17 protein-coding genes are annotated in these 18880 nt (G+C 32.4%); 16 read left to right on the top strand and 1 reads right to left on the bottom strand.

The window, feature by feature from the left end:
* The first annotated feature begins 239 nt into the window (after window positions 1-239).
* The gene (locus AC4BB2_RS10410) at window positions 240-812 is read left to right on the top strand and encodes a TetR/AcrR family transcriptional regulator (RefSeq protein ID WP_490472870.1); all 573 of its coding nucleotides are present in this window, start codon (window positions 240-242) and stop codon (window positions 810-812) included.
* Between the two features lie 52 nt (window positions 813-864).
* Here AC4BB2_RS10410 and AC4BB2_RS10405 read toward each other — a convergent pair whose 3' ends face one another.
* A complete protein-coding gene (locus AC4BB2_RS10405; protein WP_490472869.1) occupies window positions 865-1308 on the bottom strand; it encodes a flavodoxin in 444 nt (147 codons plus the stop codon).
* 194 nt (window positions 1309-1502) lie between these two features.
* Between AC4BB2_RS10405 and map the strand changes: the two genes are divergently transcribed.
* The 15 genes from map (at window position 1503) to AC4BB2_RS10330 (ending at window position 18878) form a co-directional block, all read left to right on the top strand.
* Window positions 1503-2267 (top strand): type I methionyl aminopeptidase, encoded by a 765-nt coding sequence (gene map, locus AC4BB2_RS10400; RefSeq protein ID WP_490472868.1) that lies wholly within the window; start codon window positions 1503-1505, stop codon window positions 2265-2267.
* 24 nt (window positions 2268-2291) lie between these two features.
* A complete protein-coding gene (locus AC4BB2_RS10395) occupies window positions 2292-3206 on the top strand; it encodes a YihY/virulence factor BrkB family protein (protein WP_490472867.1) in 915 nt (304 codons plus the stop codon).
* Window positions 3207-3339: 133 nt separating this feature from the next.
* The gene (locus tag AC4BB2_RS10390) at window positions 3340-4476 is read left to right on the top strand and encodes a glycosyltransferase family 4 protein (protein WP_490472866.1); all 1137 of its coding nucleotides are present in this window, start codon (window positions 3340-3342) and stop codon (window positions 4474-4476) included.
* Window positions 4477-4694: 218 nt separating this feature from the next.
* Window positions 4695-5477: a glycosyltransferase family 2 protein gene (locus AC4BB2_RS10385; RefSeq protein WP_490472865.1), complete on the top strand. Its 783-nt coding sequence runs from the start codon at window positions 4695-4697 to the stop codon at window positions 5475-5477.
* Window positions 5477-6310, top strand: a complete 834-nt coding sequence (locus AC4BB2_RS10380; RefSeq protein ID WP_490472864.1) for a glycosyltransferase — start codon at window positions 5477-5479, stop codon at window positions 6308-6310. Before AC4BB2_RS10385 ends, AC4BB2_RS10380 begins: the two co-directional genes overlap by 1 nt.
* Window positions 6311-7027 (top strand): glycosyltransferase family 2 protein, encoded by a 717-nt coding sequence (locus AC4BB2_RS10375; RefSeq protein ID WP_490472863.1) that lies wholly within the window; start codon window positions 6311-6313, stop codon window positions 7025-7027.
* A 120-nt stretch (window positions 7028-7147) separates the two neighbouring features.
* The gene (gene rfbA / locus AC4BB2_RS10370) at window positions 7148-8017 is read left to right on the top strand and encodes a glucose-1-phosphate thymidylyltransferase RfbA (protein ID WP_490472862.1); all 870 of its coding nucleotides are present in this window, start codon (window positions 7148-7150) and stop codon (window positions 8015-8017) included.
* A 14-nt stretch (window positions 8018-8031) separates the two neighbouring features.
* Window positions 8032-8604 (top strand): dTDP-4-dehydrorhamnose 3,5-epimerase, encoded by a 573-nt coding sequence (gene rfbC / locus AC4BB2_RS10365; RefSeq protein ID WP_490472861.1) that lies wholly within the window; start codon window positions 8032-8034, stop codon window positions 8602-8604.
* Window positions 8605-8628: 24 nt separating this feature from the next.
* Window positions 8629-9657 (top strand): dTDP-glucose 4,6-dehydratase, encoded by a 1029-nt coding sequence (rfbB, locus tag AC4BB2_RS10360; protein ID WP_490472860.1) that lies wholly within the window; start codon window positions 8629-8631, stop codon window positions 9655-9657.
* Window positions 9658-9768: 111 nt separating this feature from the next.
* Window positions 9769-10599, top strand: coding sequence for a dTDP-4-dehydrorhamnose reductase (rfbD, locus tag AC4BB2_RS10355; RefSeq protein ID WP_490472859.1), 831 nt, complete (start codon window positions 9769-9771; stop codon window positions 10597-10599).
* A 252-nt stretch (window positions 10600-10851) separates the two neighbouring features.
* Window positions 10852-12021 (top strand): nucleotide sugar dehydrogenase, encoded by a 1170-nt coding sequence (locus AC4BB2_RS10350; RefSeq protein ID WP_490472858.1) that lies wholly within the window; start codon window positions 10852-10854, stop codon window positions 12019-12021.
* Window positions 12022-12332: 311 nt separating this feature from the next.
* Window positions 12333-13133, top strand: a complete 801-nt coding sequence (locus AC4BB2_RS10345; RefSeq protein WP_490472857.1) for an ABC transporter permease — start codon at window positions 12333-12335, stop codon at window positions 13131-13133.
* A gap of 2 nt (window positions 13134-13135) precedes the next feature.
* The gene (locus AC4BB2_RS10340) at window positions 13136-14365 is read left to right on the top strand and encodes an ABC transporter ATP-binding protein (RefSeq protein ID WP_490472856.1); all 1230 of its coding nucleotides are present in this window, start codon (window positions 13136-13138) and stop codon (window positions 14363-14365) included.
* A 75-nt stretch (window positions 14366-14440) separates the two neighbouring features.
* A complete protein-coding gene (locus tag AC4BB2_RS10335) occupies window positions 14441-17539 on the top strand; it encodes a rhamnan synthesis F family protein (protein ID WP_490472855.1) in 3099 nt (1032 codons plus the stop codon).
* A complete protein-coding gene (locus AC4BB2_RS10330) occupies window positions 17523-18878 on the top strand; it encodes a DUF2142 domain-containing protein (RefSeq protein WP_490472854.1) in 1356 nt (451 codons plus the stop codon). Before AC4BB2_RS10335 ends, AC4BB2_RS10330 begins: the two co-directional genes overlap by 17 nt.
* Window positions 18879-18880 lie beyond the last annotated feature (2 nt).

Genomic DNA, 18880 nt, shown 5'->3' with positions numbered 1-18880 from the left:
TTTCATTTGCATAATCGTCCATATCATAACACGTTAAGTGTGTGAACTCAAATAATCCAGCAGCATTTGAGGATTATTTAATTATAGAAAAAACGTCTCTAAAGTCCCGTGTAATCAAATAAATAAAATAATATAAGTTTGAAGGACTAGTATTTTGCAGAATAAACAAATCATGTTACAATAACTTTAGTATAGATGAGAAAGCGTTGTAAAGTATAGGTAGAGGGGATTGAAAGATTATGGCAAGAAAAAAAACAATTACTAAAGATCAGATTTTAAATGCTGCATACGAAGTAGTGGCCACTGAAGGCTTTTCGAAATTCACCGCACGAAACATTGCAACCAAAATGAAATGCTCAACACAACCTATTTATTTAGAATTTAAAAATATGGACGACTTAAAAGAAGAACTCTTTGAAAGGATTCATTTATATTTGGCAAAAGAAGTATTTCCTGTTTCCCATACAGATAATACAATTGTGGACTTAGCTTTAAATTATATTCATTTTGCCAAAAACGAAAGCAAATTATATCGCGCACTCTATTTAGAAGAATATGGCGGTGGAAAAAGAATGCAGGAATTTTCGTACAGCTATTTTTCTAACGCAGTAAAACAAGACCCAGTCTATGAAAAATTAAACGATATGGAAATCAATTCTCTTCACATGGGAACGTGGATTGTTGCAACTGGAATAGCAGCCTTGATGACTTCTGGTATCATTCACCCAAGTGATCAACAAATTGAACGATTGATGAAAGAAGCCATTGACCAGATTTTAGAACGGAACGAACCGATTGATATTGATGGCTAAATACAAAAAAACTCACCATTCATATGATTGGTGAATTTTTTTATATTTTTATCTACTTTGCAGCTTCAGCTAATTTTTTTGCGAAGGCTTCCAGATTTTGGATGTCTGCTTCTTCAGCAGCTAAGTCAACTTTTACGCTGTCTGCTCCTTTTGAAGCACCAATTTTTGTGAAAACAGCATCGAAGTCGTCTACTGATTTACAAAAATCATCGTAGAAAGTATCACCAGAACCACATACACCGTATGTTTTTCCAGACAGATCAATTTCTTGTAATTCTTCATAAAAATCAACGATTTCATCAGGTAATTCACCATCACCATAAGTGTATGTAGCGACAACACAGATATCTGCATCTTCAAAATCTTCAGGATCAACTTGTGTACATTCGTTGATCTCAACTTCAATATCTAAGTTTTCTAAAGCTTCAGCAACGATATCTGCGATCTCTTCTGTATTTCCAGTCATGCTTGCATAAACGATTTTAGCTAAGGTCATTAGATTTCCTCCTTCAAGTAATACAATCTTGATTATATCAGAAGAACGAAGGTTGTGTAAATTACAAAAGTCAGTTTAAATAGCATAAATAGGGCAATAATTAACAGAAAAAGAATTTAACAACTACTTTTCAGTGAAATTTTCATAAATTATGATAAAATACTCTTAGTATAAAGATTAGGAGACGATAATGAATGATTACACTAAAATCACCAAGAGAAATTGAAATGATGGATGAGTCTGGAGACTTATTGGCAGATGTCCATCGTCATTTACGTACGTTTATTAAACCAGGCGTAACTAGCTGGGATATTGAAGTATTTGTTAGAAACTTTATTGAAAGCCATGGAGGGATTGCTGCGCAAATTGGTTTTGAAGACTATAAATATGCCACTTGCTGTAGTATTAATGATGAAATTTGTCACGGTTTTCCTAGAAAAAAACCATTAAAAGATGGTGATTTAATTAAGGTAGATATGTGTATCGATTTAAAAGGAGCTGTATCAGATTCTTGTTGGGCTTATGTGGTAGGTAAATCAACACCTGAATTGGATCATTTAATGGAAGTAACAAGAAAAGCATTATACTTAGGGATAGAACAAGCTCAAGTGGGCAACCGTATCGGAGATATTGGTCATGCGATTCAGACCTACGTTGAAAGTGAAAATCTATCAGTTGTTCGAGATTTTGTAGGACATGGTATTGGACCAACGATTCATGAAAGTCCTGTCATTCCTCATTATGGTGAAGCTGGCAAAGGCCTTCGTTTAAAAGAAGGGATGGTTATCACGATCGAACCTATGGTCAATACAGGAACTTGGCGCATGAAAATGGACCCAAATGGCTGGACAGCGTATACTTTAGATGGTGGTATTAGTTGTCAATTTGAACATACATTAGCTATTACTAAAGAAGGACCGAAGATTTTGACCTCTCAAGGGGAAGAATTGACTTATTAATCAACTGAACTAGAGGAGAATTTTATGAAACTGGCAGACAAAGTAAAAAATAATGAAAACCTAATGCGTTTTATTGAAACAACACAACGGAGGATGGTCGATTCTGAGATAGGAAATACGTCTGTAGTTGTGGCTTATTATTTACTTTTGTCTTTGTTTCCGCTCCTGATTGCGGTAGGAAATCTTCTACCGTACTTACATATTGATCCAAACGAAGTTTTGCCTTATATCGCATCCGCAATTCCAGAAGCAATATTTAATGATTTGAAGCCAGCCATTCAGTCCTTGTTGACTCAACGTTCTGGCAGTTTGCTATCTATCTCTGCATTAGCTGCTTTATGGAGTGCAAGTCAAAGTATCAATGCTCTTCAAACCGCAATGAATAAGGCTTTTGGTGTTGAACAGCGCAAAAATTTTGTGATTGTTCGGCTAATGTCATTATTTGTGATTGTTTTATTTTTAACAGCAATCGTCGGCGTTGTTGGTGTTTTAGGTTTAGGTAAAACGATTTTAGATGTGCTGCAGCCAATTCTACATTTTTCTACAGATTTTATTGAAACCTTTCAAGCGTTGAAGTGGCCAATTACCTCACTCGTGTTGCTTGTTATTATGTGTTTGATTTATCGTGTTGTTCCTAACGCCAAGCTGACCTTTCGTTCAATTATACCAGGAGCTATATTTGCAACAATTGGCTGGATGTTATTATCACAGGCTTTTGGTCTATACATTAAATATTTCAGTTCAAAGATTGCTAGCTATCAGATTATAGGAAGCTTTATCATCTTGATGTTGTGGTTGAATTTTGCAGCAACGATTATTATTTTAGGCGGTATTATCAATGCTGTTGTTAAAGAATATCTATCAAATGAAAAGATTCAACATCGTTATGGGTTAATCAATCGACTAACAGATAAAATAAAAGAAAAATTAAAGAAGTAGACCGAATGCTCTTACTTTTAATAAAAGAGTTGAAGGTTTGGGGTTTCTATTAAGTGAAAACACCTGTTCCAACTTGTAAATGTGAAATGATTCGGTATAATATACGATGTACATTAAGAAAGTAGGTTCATTCATGTCTATGTTTATTTATGAAATTGTTATTCGTCTTTTTTTGACGTTTATTTTATCGCTGATTGTAACGCCGATTGTTAAGTTGTTGGCGTTTAGAATAGGAGCTTATGACTCTCCAGGGGAACGAAGGATTAATACGAAAATTATGCCTACAGCTGGCGGATTGAGTATCTATTTTGTTTTTGCATTTTCTTGCTTAGTCTTGTTTCAGTCAATCATTCCGATTGATTACATATGGCCGATTATATTAGGTGCAGGGATTGTTGTTTTAACAGGTTTAATTGATGATATTTATGAATTATCACCAAAGAAAAAAACTTTGGGTATCTTGTTAGGAGCATTAGTCATTTACTTTGTGGCGGATATTCGTATAGATATGGTTACATTGCCGTTTTTTGGACATATTGATTTACGTTGGTTTAGTTTACCTTTGACTTTATTTTGGATATTAGCTATTACAAATGCAGTTAATTTAATTGATGGGTTAGATGGGTTGGCCTCTGGGGTTTCCATTATTAGCTTAACGACGATTGGTGTGATTGGCTATTTTTTCCTTCATGCAAAAACAGTTTATATTCCAATTGTGATTTTTGTTTTAGTTGTTAGTATTGCTGGTTTTTTTCCTTATAATTTTTATCCAGCCAAAGTTTTTTTAGGGGATACAGGAGCGTTGTTTTTAGGATTTATGATTGCGGTCATGTCTTTACAAGGATTGAAAAACGCTACGTTTATAACCGTGATTACACCGATGATTATTTTAGGTGTTCCGATTACTGATACTGTCTATGCGATTATTCGCCGTTTAATGAATAAACGTCCGATTTCATCTGCTGATAAAATGCATCTACATCATCGGTTATTGTCGTTAGGGTTTAGCCATAAAGGAGCCGTAATGACGATTTATGGTTTGGCGTTGGTTTTCTCATTTGTAGCATTATTGTTTAGTTACGCAAGCAATGTAGCATCGATTTTGCTAATTGTTTTTAGTGCAATTGGTTTAGAGTTGTTTATTGAAATGATTGGATTGGTTGGCGAGAATCATCAACCATTGATGTATATTTTACGTATATTTGGAAATCGTGAATTTCGTCAGCAGCAAATAGAAAAGCGATTAGGGAAACATTCTAAGAAAAAGTAAATAATCAATGACTATCTTTGCTGAAATTTTAAGCTGTGTTATAATTCATTGATTAAGAAATAAGAAAAAAGAGGGAGTGGGGCGAAACTCTTAAGGTTTTTGCCCCACTTTCTGAATAATGACAAATCAAAACAATTGTTGTTTCAAATTAGGTGTAGATAAGTTAGTAAAAGAAATGCTTGTTTGATTCATCTTATCTTATAATGAGGTGCCAAAATATGAATGATAGAATAACAATCTCCATTGTTACTCACAATAGCCGTCATATTTTTGATGTGCTTGATAACTTAAAGTGTGAATTAGGACTAGAATCACAGTATGATATACATATATTTGACAATGCTTCGGAGCAAAGCTATATAAACAAACTGGAGAGTTATGGCTCATTTGTTATATTGCACAAGTCCGCTGAAAATAAAGGCTTTGGATATGGACATAATCAGGTTTTAAAAAATGTTACTACGCGATATAGTATTATTTTTAATCCCGATGTTTTAATTACAAAAGATGTGTTGAATAAAATGATTCAGCGAATGAAAGAAGATGACCAGTTAGCCGCGGTCTGTCCTAAAGTATTAAATTCTGACGGAACAATACAATATTTGGTACGCCAAAAATTAGATGTTTTTGATTATATGTTGCGGTTTGTTCCGCTTCAATTTGTTAAAAAATTGTTTGATAAGCGTTTAAGTTATTACGAATGCCGAGATTTACCAGATGACAAAACTTCCTATATTAAAATGGGTTCGGGTTGTTTAATGGTGATAGATGTTGATAAGTTTAAGCAGATAGATGGATTTGATGAGCGATTTTTTATGTATTTTGAAGATAATGATCTCTGTTTGAGTTTTGGACAAGTAGGGTATAAGATTTTATATACGCCTTTTGAAACGGTGATTCATTTGTACGAAAAAGGGGCACATAAAAATAAGAAACTATTTAAAATCTTTTTACAATCTATGGGTAAGTTCTTTAATAAATGGGGCTGGAGGTTTTTTTAGTGGAGAATAAGTTAGTTATTACCATGGTTTTATATCAAATGGACTTCTCAAAAACACCAAGTTACTCTATTTTAAAGGAATTACTTTCGGAAAAAGAAACCCTGTATTTATTTATTTATGATAATAGTAAGAAAGAGCAAAGTAATGAATTGTTTCATCTAGAAAATGTCTGTTACATCCATGATCAGACCAATCCTGGTCTAGCTAAGGCTTATAATGCTGGAAACCGGTATCTTGCAGAGGTTAAAGGTGATTTAATGCTGTTACTTGACCAAGACACTCTGTTTGATGCATCGTATCTGGAGAGACTTTTGTCCATGACGTTGGATACGGAAATAGGTGCATATGTTCCAATTGTAAGTTCTCATGGTCGGCAGATATCTCCAGTGTTTTCTGACAATTACATTGGTCGTCAATCAGAACTGCCTAAATCAGGTGTTTACTCAGAGATGGTCATGAGTATAAATTCAGGAACTGTTTTACCTAAAGAAACATTAGAAAATATTGGCATGTTTAATTTAGATTTTCCTTTAGATTTTTTAGACCATTGGCTTTTTTGGCGGATTCATCAATTGCGTAAAAAAATCTGTGTGTTAGACTTTCATTTAGATCATGATTTATCAGTGTTGGATTATCGAATGGTAAATAGTCAACGATATGAGTCTATTATTAAATCAGAAACGTTGTTTTATAAAAAGTATGATCAAGAAAAGTTGCTTACACATAGAAAACATCTGCTTCTAAGAACAATGAAACAATTTTTAAGTGTAAAAAACAGAAAGATATGGCGACGTACGTTTCTGGAATATCAATCGCTGATGAAAGGAAAATAAATGATTTCAGTTTGTATTGCTACATACAATGGAGAGAAATATTTGAAAGAGCAGTTGGATAGTATTTTACCGCAATTGGAAGTAGAAGATGAGTTGATTATATCTGACGATGGATCCACAGATGGAACGATAGACATAATTAATAGCTATGTAGCTCAGGATTCTCGAATAAATTTTTTTAAAGGTCCAGGTAAAGGGGTGATTGCTAATTTTGAATTTGCAATTACACGAAGTCAGGGAGAATTTATTTTTTTAGCAGATCAAGATGATGTTTGGCTTCCAGAGAAAGTTAAAACGACACTGGATTTTTTTCAAAAACAACCTAAAATCGATTTAGTAATTAGTGATTTGATAATCGTAGATGAGCACTTAGATGTAATAGAAGCTTCCTACTTTGACTATCGAAAAGTAAAACTTGGTTTTCTTCATAATATAATAAAAAATAAATACATTGGTGCTGGAATGGCTTTTCGTAGCAATCTTAAAGCCAAAATTTTGCCAATACCAGTTAATGTGCCAATGCATGATATGTGGATTGGTTTGAGTGCAGCATATAAGAATAAGAGTGCGTTGATACCGCAAAAGCTTACATTGTACCGTAGACATGATAGTAATGCTAGTGAAATCAAGACTAAAGCCAGTTTAGCTCAACAGCTTAAATGGCGATATGAGCTGATTACTGCTCTTATAAAACGTGGTGTGCTAAAAATAAAATGAGAATTATTTTACAGTTATGTAAAATAATTTCAAAAGACATGACAAGTCATAGTGATAATGCGATAATGTTTAATGACATGATTGATTAAAAGAAATAAATAATTTTAAAGGAGTTTTTTCATGAAAGGAATAATATTAGCTGGAGGAAGTGGGACTAGACTGTATCCACTAACAAAAGCGACATCAAAACAATTAATGCCGATTTATGATAAACCAATGATTTATTATCCAATGTCAACATTGATGTTGGCAGGGATCAAAGAGATTTTAATTATCTCTACACCTGATGATACCCCTCGTTTTGAAAGTTTGTTTGGCGATGGGAAAGATTTGGGCATTCGAATTGAATATGCTGTGCAAGAAAATCCAGATGGACTGGCTCAAGCATTTATTATCGGGGAAGAATTCATCGGAGACGATAGTGTGTGCCTGGTATTAGGAGATAATATTTACTATGGTGGCGGTTTGTCTAATATGTTACAACGAGCAGCCTCAAAAGAAAATGGTGCAACTGTTTTTGGCTATCACGTAAATGATCCTGAGCGTTTTGGTGTTGTTGAATTTGATGACAATATGCAAGCTCTATCTATTGAAGAAAAACCAGCTGAACCAAAATCAAATTATGCAGTAACTGGTCTCTATTTTTATGATAATGAAGTTGTTGAGATTGCGAAAAATATCAAACCTTCTGAACGTGGAGAATTAGAAATCACGGATGTGAACAAAGTTTACTTAGAAAAGAATAAATTATCTGTTGAATTGATGGGTAGAGGGTATGCATGGCTTGATACAGGTACCCACGAATCACTTTTAGAAGCATCTACTTTTATTGAAACCATTGAAAAACGTCAAAATTTAAAAGTTGCTTGTTTAGAAGAAATTGCTTACAGAATGAATTACATCACAAAAGACCAACTTGTTGAATTAGCACAACCATTGAAGAAAAATGGCTATGGACAATATTTGTTACGTTTGGCAGAAACAGAGTAGGGGCGAATAATAAAATGAAAGTTATTGATACTAAATTACAAGATGTAAAAATCATTGAGATGAACGTTTTCGGAGATCATCGTGGATTCTTTACTGAAAGTTATTCTAAAGAAAAATTTGCTGAACATGGATTGGATTTCGACTTTGTACAAGATAACCATTCACTTTCTAGTGAAGCTGGTGTGTTACGAGGATTGCATTTCCAAAAAAGCGAAGCAGCACAAACAAAATTGATTCGTGTAGTAACAGGAGCGGTGCTAGACGTAATCGTGGATATTCGCAAAGGTAGTCCGACATATGGGCAGTGGGAAGGCTATATTTTATCAGAGCATAACCACCGTCAATTATTAGTACCTAAAGGATATGCCCATGGTTTTGTAACCTTAACGCCCAATGTCAACTTCATGTATAAGTGTGACAATTATTATAATGCACCAGCAGATGGTGGAATTGCCTTTGATGATCCTGATTTAGCGATCGACTGGCCGATTGATATCCAAAAAGCAATTACGTCTGAAAAGGATAAAAATCATCCGACATTAAAAGAATTTGAATCAGAAAATCCATTTATTTATGGTGAAATCTAAGAATATTTAGGAGAGACCTTAAAGATGAAAAAAATTATTGTTACTGGTGGAGCTGGATTCATCGGATCAAACTTTGTTCACTATGTAGTGAATAATCATCCAGAAGTTCATGTAACTGTATTAGATAAATTAACTTATGCGGGAAATGAAAAAAATCTTGAAGGATTACCAACTGATCGTGTCGAATTAGTTGTCGGTGACATTGCTGATGCTGAATTAGTTGATCGTTTAGTTAAAGAGACAGATGCTGTGGTTCATTATGCAGCAGAATCTCATAATGATAATTCTTTAAATGATCCATTTCCATTTGTGCAAACAAATATTATTGGAACCTATACATTGATCGAAGCATGTCGTAAACACGATGTTCGTTACCATCATGTTTCAACTGATGAAGTATACGGTGATTTGCCATTGCGTGAGGATTTGCCTGGACATGGTGAAGGAGAAGGAGAGAAATTTACAGCTGAAACTCCTTACAATCCATCAAGCCCATACTCTTCAACTAAAGCAGGATCAGATTTACTAGTAAAAGCTTGGGGACGTTCTTTCGGTTTGAAAGCAACGATTTCAAATTGTTCAAATAACTATGGTCCGTATCAACATATTGAAAAATTCATTCCACGCCAAATTACGAATGTTTTAAGTGGAATTACACCTAAATTATACGGTGCTGGTAAAAATGTTCGTGACTGGATTCATACGAACGATCATTCTTCAGCAGTATGGACGATTTTAACAAAAGGTCGCTTAGGTGAAACATATCTGATTGGTGCTGATGGTGAGGAAGACAATAAAGCAGTCATGGAACTGATTTTGGAGTTAATGGGTCAACCTAAAGATGCGTATGAGCATGTAAATGATCGACCAGGTCATGATTTACGTTATGCAATTGATTCGACAAAATTACGTGAAGAACTAGGCTGGGTTCCAGAGTTTACTAACTTCCGTGATGGTTTAGCTGATACGATTCAATGGTATACAGAAAATAATGATTGGTGGTCAGCTGATAAAGAAGCTGTAGAAGCTAATTATGCGAAAAATGGTCAATAAATAAGTCTCTATAGATGAGTTTCGGGGATGTTCCTTGGAAGCAGTTTGATTGAAATAATAATTTGTGAGGCAGGAGCAGTCCTGCCTTTTTTCTTGAAGGAGGAAATAACAATGATACTTGTAACTGGTGGTAATGGACAGCTAGGAACAGAATTATGTCATTTATTGGATGAGCAGGGATTAGAATACGTTTCAACTGATTCAACAGAACTGAATATCACCAATGCTGAACAGACAATGACATTTATTACTGATTTAAAGCCTGATCTGATTTATCATTGTGCGGCATATACAGCTGTGGATAAAGCAGAAGATGAAGGCAAAGAATTAGATGAAAAAGTTAATGTAGATGGAACACGAAATGTAGTTAATGCTGCAAAATCAGTAGATGCTGTGTTAGTTTATATAAGTACAGACTATGTATTTGATGGTACAAAAAAAGACGATACGTATAAAGTAGATGATGAAACTAATCCTAAAAATGAGTATGGTCGGACTAAATTATTAGGTGAACAAATTGTTCAAGAGTCAATGGAAAAATATTACATTATTCGTACTTCTTGGGTTTTTGGTCAATATGGACACAATTTTGTTTTTACAATGCAAAAGTTAGCTGAAACTCGTGATCAACTAACCGTTGTTAACGATCAGTTTGGTCGCCCTACTTGGACCAGAACGTTAGCCGAATTTATGGTATTTGTTATAAAAGAAAAAGCGCCTTATGGTGTCTATCATTTATCAAATGATAATAGTTGTAGCTGGTATGAATTTGCTAAAGAAATTTTGAAAGATACTAAAGTGGAAGTATTACCTGTGGATTCAAGTAAATTTCCTCAAAAAGCTATTCGTCCCAAGCATTCAGTGATGGATATCAGTAAGGCTCAAGAATTAGGGTTTGATATTCCTACTTGGCAAGATGCACTGGAAATGATGTTGAAATAGTAGGAATTAAGAAGTCTTAGCTTAAGAAGATAAGAAAAATCCATAAAAAGTATTATTAAAAACTTACAAAAGTTTGTTGATTGAGTAACCTCTTGTTCTGTCTTTAAAGAGAATGTAAAACTGATTTTTAGTTTTATATCTCTTGTATACATAGCTATTATAACACTTAGACATAAATGGAAAGTTATAGTATCTAATGTTATAATTATTGAGTTGAAACCATGAAGTGACGTTGATTGGAGGAAATATAAAATGAAAAAAATTTCTATATTTGGTTTAGGATATGTTGGACTTGCCAATGCTCTATTGTTAAGTCAAAAAGAGCAAGTGAAAGCCTATGATATTGTTGACGAAAAAATTGATTTATTGAACAAAGGTATCTCTCCTCTAGAAGATAAAGAAATACACGCTTTTTTAGATAGAAAAGATTTAAATATCGAATTTTTGAAAGATTTTGAAGAAGCTGTTAAATTCGGGGAATATCTGATTATAGCGACGCCAACTGATTATAATGAGGATAAAAACTATTTTGATACATCTACTGTTGAAAATGTAATTGAACGAGCGCTTGCTATTCGAAAAGATGCTGTATTTATTATAAAATCAACTGTTCCTGTCGGATACACAGAGACAATCAAGAAAAAATATCAAACGGAGAATATTATCTTTTCACCTGAATTTTTACGTGAAGGTAAAGCGTTATATGATAATCTTTATCCATCGAGAATTATTGTTGGAGAATGTTCAGAGCGTGGAGAAGAAATTTCGGCAATGTTTTTAGAGAATACAGTTGAAAAAAATGCTGAGATATTATTAACTCACGCAACAGAAGCAGAGGCAATAAAACTATTTTCTAACACGTATTTAGCACTGAGGGTAGCTTATTTTAATGAGTTAGATACTTATGCTGAGGTAAGAGGTTTAAATGCAAAACAGATTATCGAAGGTGTTGGTTTAGATCCAAGAATAGGTTCTCATTATAATAATCCATCTTTTGGTTATGGTGGTTACTGCTTACCAAAAGATACAAAGCAATTACGTGCAAATTATGATAAAGTGCCGAATGATATTATTGGTGCTATCGTGGACGCAAATACAACTCGAAAAGATTTTATTGCCGAACAAATATTAGCACGAAAACCTAAAGTAGTAGGGATTTATCGCTTGACTATGAAAGCTAATTCAGATAATTTCAGGTATTCTTCAATTCAGGGAATTATGAAACGATTGAAAGCGAAAGGCATAGAAGTTATTGTATACGAGCCAAACTTGGCTGAAAAAGAGTTCTACAATTCAAAAGTAGAAAAAGATTTAGACACTTTTAAGCGTTCTTCTGATGTAATTGTTGTAAATAGAATGGAAGAAGCATTATTTGATGTTGAAGAAAAAATTTATACAAGAGATATTTTTAAGAGAGATTGATAATGATGGGCAGCATGATGCCTACCACTATCAATTAAAGAGGCAATTACAAAAAGCGTTATAGCATAGAATTGTACAAGCTCTGACTAGCGTTATTAAGTGATAAACTTTAATTGCATATACTAGTCAACGTTATTTTTACACTAGTAGCATTGAATTCAAAAATTTAGTATAATAAACAAATTAACGGATACAAAAGCAAAGGTGTTTTTTTGCTAGGCTATTTTATTAATGTCTGTTTAGAATGTATGATGATAAAGGTACTATTGTTGTCATTCTTCAAAAACAGATATTTGAGGGAGAATTTATTAATGTTTGAAAAAAAGAATAGAATCTTATTAAAAGAACTAGTAAAGACTGATTTTAAATTAAGGTATCAAGGAAGCGTCATAGGCTATTTATGGTCGGTTTTAAGACCTGTTATGCTGTTTGCGGTAATGTATATTGTGTTTATTTATTTTCTACGTTTTGGAGATGATGTACCGCATTTTGCTGTAGCATTACTTTTAGGGCAAGTGTTATGGGGATTTTTTAATGAAACAACCAATTTAGGAATGGCATCAATTGTTAACAGAGGGGATTTGTTAAGAAAACTCAATTTTCCAACATACATTGTTGTTGTCTCTGTTTCAATAAATGCGTTCATCAATTTAATGATAAGCTTAGTTATCGTGTTTATCTTTGGATTGATCAATCAAGTTGATTTATCAGTATTTGGTTTTTTAGCACCGCTTCTTTTTATTGAACTATATGCCTTTTCATTAGGAATTGCGTTTATCTTAGCCACGATTTATGTGAAATTTAGAGATATTGGTCCGATATGGGAAGTCCTTTTACAAATAGGATTATATATGACACCAATTATTTATCCGGTAACATTAATTATTGAAAGAGCGGATATTAGAATTGCCAAATTATTGTTATTAAATCCTATGGCTCAGATGATTCAGGATATGCGATACTGGTTTACAAGTCCCAAGAATGTCACAGTATGGCAGTTGATTGATAATAAATTTATTATGGTCATTCCTTATATCATACCGTTCGTTGTATTGATATTCGGATTTTTGATTTTTAATAAAAATTCTAAGAAGTTTGCGGAGATTCTTTAATTATGAAAAATGAAGTTGCAGTAAAAGTAGATGGCATAAGTAAGAGTTTCAGACTTCCAACTGAAAACACGACTAGTCTGAAGCGAACAATTGTTAATTATTTTCAAGGAATTAAAGGGTATAGAGAGCAAAAAGTACTCAGAGATATTTCGTTTGAAGTTGAAAAAGGAGATTTTTTTGGTATTGTTGGACGAAATGGTAGCGGCAAATCAACATTATTAAAAATCATTTCTCAAATTTATGTGCCAGAAAAAGGACAAGTTGAGATTAATGGTAAACTAGTTTCATTTATTGAATTAGGGGTTGGCTTTAATCCAGAGCTATCTGGAAAAGAGAATGTTTATTTGAATGGAGCTTTATTAGGTTTTTCAACTGCTGAAATTGACGATATGTATGATGGAATTGTAGAATTTGCAGAGTTATCAGATTTTATGAACCAAAAATTGAAAAATTATTCAAGTGGTATGCAAGTTCGATTGGCTTTTTCTGTGGCTATTCAGTCGAAAAGTGATGTTTTAGTACTAGATGAAGTATTAGCAGTTGGTGATGAAGCTTTTCAACGTAAATGTAATGATTATTTCATGCAAGCAAGAGAAGATAAAAAGACAATTATATTAGTGACTCACTCAATGGATGCTGTCCGTAAATATTGTAATAAAGCAATGATGATTGACAAAGGTGAAGTGAAGATTATTGGAACACCAGAAGATGTTGCTAATCAGTACTCATTATCCAATGTTATGGAAACTGGTTCAGCAACTGTAATTGAAGGATCTAATGATGAAGAACAGCAAACTGAAAAAGAAGAAGAAACTAAACGAATTGAAAATTTAGAGGTAGAATTACTTTCAGAGACAATTATAGATAATAACAATACTTTGGTTGAATTCACAGTTGCTTATGATGTCATTGATGATATGAGAACTTATGTAGCATTTTCAATGGTAGACATTGATAGAAATGTTTGGCTATATAATGATAATTCATTTGATACAATGACTTCAGGTAAAGGTAAGAAAAAATTAAGGTATAAATGCAATTTGAATAGCATTAACGGTTGTACAATAAAGTTAAATGTTTCAATTCGTAACGACGATGATGAACCATGTGCTTTTGCCGATAAAGAAAATTCACCTGTAATTATTGTGGCTAAAAAAGACAATATGAGCAAAAGTGAACGGATTTCAAGTAGTGGAATTTTAAAAAGAAATGGTTCTTGGCTATCAGAATAATACTCGTTTATCCTGTAAGGATTTGTAAAAAAAATTTGGAAGTATGATAAAACTTAGGTAAAGGTGAAGTTGACATTGGAAGATTTAGTATCTATTATTATAACTTGTTATAATCATGAAAAGTATATTGCACAATGCCTAAAAAGCGTTTTTTCGCAAACACACAGCAATATAGAACTTTTGATTATAAATGACGGATCAACAGATGATTCCCATAAAATTATTACAGAGTTGTTGCCAAGCTCGACCTATGAAAATACAAAGTTCATTTCTCAAAGTAATGCTGGTATTTGTATAGTTAGAAATCAGGGCTTAGAATGGGCGAATGGAGAATTCATTTTATTTGTAGATAGTGATAATTATCTAGATGATGACTATGTTGAGAAATTGATTTCTACAGCGCAGAATGAAAATTCAGACATAATCTATTCAGATTTATTTGATGTGGATACGGATAGTGTATTTATGGAAGCAAAAGAATTTGAATTAGAGTCTTATTTATCATCGAATTACATTGATAATTGTTCATTGATCCGAACATCAAAAATTAAAGATAACAAGTATGATGTAGAGTTGAATCGGAAAAAATTAGTTGACTATGATTTTATTATGGGTTTGATTTTGATGAATAATGCCGTGCCTAAAAAGTGCCATAATACAAAGTTGAATTATCGAGTATTGGATGATTCCATTTCCAGAAAAGGAAATCACATATCTGAAAAATTTTACTTTGACGTTTATTTGTATATATTAAGCAAGTATGTAAGTATTTTCCCAGTAGAAATTATGACGGCAGTGAAAAATAATATATTTGTATTGTCGGATAGATTGAGTGATCTTATAAATCATCTAGAAGATGTAACCAACCATATTCATAACCAAGATGCGGATATAAGGAAACTTCTAGAACAAGTGGAAGAGTTAAAAAATGAAGTTGTTGTTAGAATAAACTCTGAAGAAAAAGTAAACCTAGAAAATTCAAAATTGATAGATGAAAATACGATGCTGATAAATGAACGCACGAATTTATCAAATGATAATCAACATTTAAATAATATAATTTCATTGTTGGAAGTCGAAAAGAATCAGATTTTGAATTCCAAATCATTTAGATTAGGAAACTATATAATTAAACCGCTTAGCTTGGGAGCAAAAGTCTTAAAAAATCCTCGATTGCTTATTAAAGGCATTCGTAAAGTAAACAGATTTTTAGCAAGAAAGGTAAAACAAATACCTAATCTGAAAACGATTTTTCTGAAACGTGTAAGAGATGTTCAGAGAAAGAAAAATAATTATGATCGACCAAGTAGAATGTTGATTTTTGTGATTTATGAAAATCAAGAAAATCTTCAAGCATATAAGTTAGTCTTTTTAAAGGCACTCGCTGAGATTGTTGATAATGTATTGATAGTTGTCAATGGAACTTTACCAGAGACTGATATCGAAGAATTATCAAAGATAGGTCATGTTGAGTTAAGAAGTAATCAAGGGTATGATACAGCTGCATTTCGTTATGGCATCAACTATCTTGGGAAAGATAAGTTGAGTAAATATGATGAGCTATTATTAGTCAATGATACAAATGTGGGACCAATTAGTGATTTTTCACCAGTATTTTCTAAAATGGCAAGTAAGAAATTAGATTTTTGGGGAATTTCATATGGAGAAGAACAAAATGATTTCACTCAGTATAACAAATATGGTTTTATCCCTATCCACTTACAATCTTACTTTTTAATTATTGAAAAATCATTGTTAAGCTATAACGGATTTTATGATTATTGGACAGCATTAGATGATACTGATTCAAGAAATAAAGCAATAGGTAAGCATGAAACGGTCTTTACTAAACATTTTGAAGAGTTAGGATTCAAACATGGCGCACTCAATGAAAATAATGAGGACAGTCCAATGTATATCCATCCTTTAAAAATGGTCAAAGAAGGTGTGCCGTTAATTAAGTACACTGCTTTTTCTAACTATAATAATGATAAGTTTGCATGGCAAGGATTACTTAGAGAAACGGAAATCCCTGATTTGATAGAATATATAGAATCAGAAACGGATTATCCAATAGAGGTCATTGAGCAGATTATGGATGACGTTAAAACTAAAAAAGTAAAAGAGCATATACTGATCATTGATGGAGTGGAAAATGCGATTCCGCAACTAACTAAATATCGAGTACAAAACAAAATAGAACAATTAGAATCACTAGGACATAAGGTTTGGAGTATAAATTTATCTTCTTTTCAAATGGGATATGCAGAACACGCAAGTCATATAATTATTTATCGGGCGCCACTTGATAATAAATTAATTGAGTTAATCCATTTGGCTCGGAAATATAATAAAGTGATTTTGTATGATATAGATGATTTGGTGATTGATACAAAATATACTGACCAATTAACTTACGTTCAGGGATTATCAACATCTGAAAAGCAAAATTATGATAATGGTGTCATAAGTTACGGAGAAATGCTAAAGTTATGTGATGGCGTTGTTACTTCAACACAAAAAATGCAAAGTGAACTTTTACAATACAAAGACTTAGTATTATTAAATCGTAATTTGGCGAATATAGAATTAGTTCAACTAAGTCAAGAAACGACGAAAAATTATGATAAATCAGATGGAAAAGTGAAAATTGGCTACTTTTCTGGATCTATTACACATAATGAGAACTTTGAACTTGTCAAGGATGCTATCATAAAATTACTAGAAAAATATGATAATCTAGAACTTCATTTGGTTGGGCATTTAGATCTTCCATCTGAAATGAAACCTTATACTAGTAGAATAACAACACATTCTTATGTGTCTTGGCAAAAGCTTCCTAATTTAATCAGTGAAGTTGATATTAATATAGCACCTTTAGTGGATTCTATTTTTAATGAAGCGAAATCTGAAATTAAATGGATTGAGGCTGCTTTGGTAAAAGTACCTACGGTTGCTAGTAATATTGGTGCTTTTAAAGAAATGATTATAGATAATGAAACTGGGATATTAGTTGATGACAATGAGTGGCAGACTAAATTAGACTGGTTGATTCAATCTAAAAGCAAGCGAAAAGAAATCGCTGGAAACGCATATAATTATGTTTTAGATCAATGTATAACTAAGCAGAAAATAGACGAGTTAGTAGGGTATATTAATGAAAAAACAATATAAAAAAACAGAAAAAATTTTTTTACTATTAGCTTCCATATTTATTACTATAAACATTTTTTTGATGCCAATAGCTAGAGTGCCTGATGAGGCAAGTCATGCTAGAATGGCTTGGGGAATTTTATATGAAAAAACTGGGAATAGTTTTAAATGGCAGAAAATTGATAGTACTAAAGGAGAAATTGATAGAGAAGCATATTCGCAGTTATTTAGTAAGAAAGTAGATTTTAGTAATGAGAAGCTCAAGCTTGCTCTTCCGCCAAAAAGAATAATGCAATTGCCGCAACTCTTAGGAATGTTACTAGGAAAATTTCTTTATCCTTCCGTCGGGGTTATGATTACTTTTGGACGTATATTTAATGCTATATTTTATATTTTGATGATGTATTTTGTAATAAAATATTTAAAATACGGGAAATTAGCATTAATGTTCATCTCTCTTTTACCAATAATGATTCAACAAAGCGCATCTCTTTCTTATGATGTAATGAACTTTGTTGCTATTACAGGTTTTTTTTCTATTTTAAGTAATCTGTCTGTGAATAAGCTGTTAACCAAAAAATATTTGATTATTTTATTCATTGCTACAGTAGGGTTATATATAACGAAGATAAATAATTTGTTTTTATTAGGTTTATTATTACCTTTAGGATTAAGATTTCCAGAAAAATTTAAGAAAATAAATATATGGTTTGAGAAGTGTGAATATTTAATAAAGAAGTATAAATACATTTTTATGGGATTTTTTACCGTTCTTTTACTAATATTTTCAGTGATTTACTTGAAAGATAAAGGTGGAATAACAAATTTTGCACAAGTTATGCTGAATACTATTTTGGATAATAACTTAAATTCTCACTTGAATACTTACTTGACTACGGGAATATTTGGATATTTAGGAATATTTGATTTTCAAATTCCAATGTGGCTAATATTTATTGATATTGCTGTATTAACAATTTTATTAATGAAGAATGAAAAGTATAGTTTAAATAAAACCTTTGGAATTACATCAGGTGTAATGTTACCTTTGCAAATAATTGTTATCATAGGTGGTATGTATTTTGCTTGGACCCCTCTTGTTTTAGGAGACAACGCGTTAATATCTCAAGGAGCACAAGGAAGATATTTTACACCATTTTTAATATATCTAGTTCCCCTATTTATTAGCTACAAAGAAAATATGACTGTAATTTTCAAAAAAAATAGTTTAACTAAGCTTGCGGTAACTACTATCATAATAAATTATATTATGATGTTGTATTTAATTCTTCTTTCGTATTGGTTCCCATTACAAGAAGCTGAATGGTTGATAAATCTAAGACAATTGATAGGAAGATGATT

The sequence above is a fragment of the Enterococcus sp. AAFC-DPL-5146 genome (genome assembly GCF_058216635.1).
This window is presented reverse-complemented; position numbering and strand designations above follow the sequence as displayed.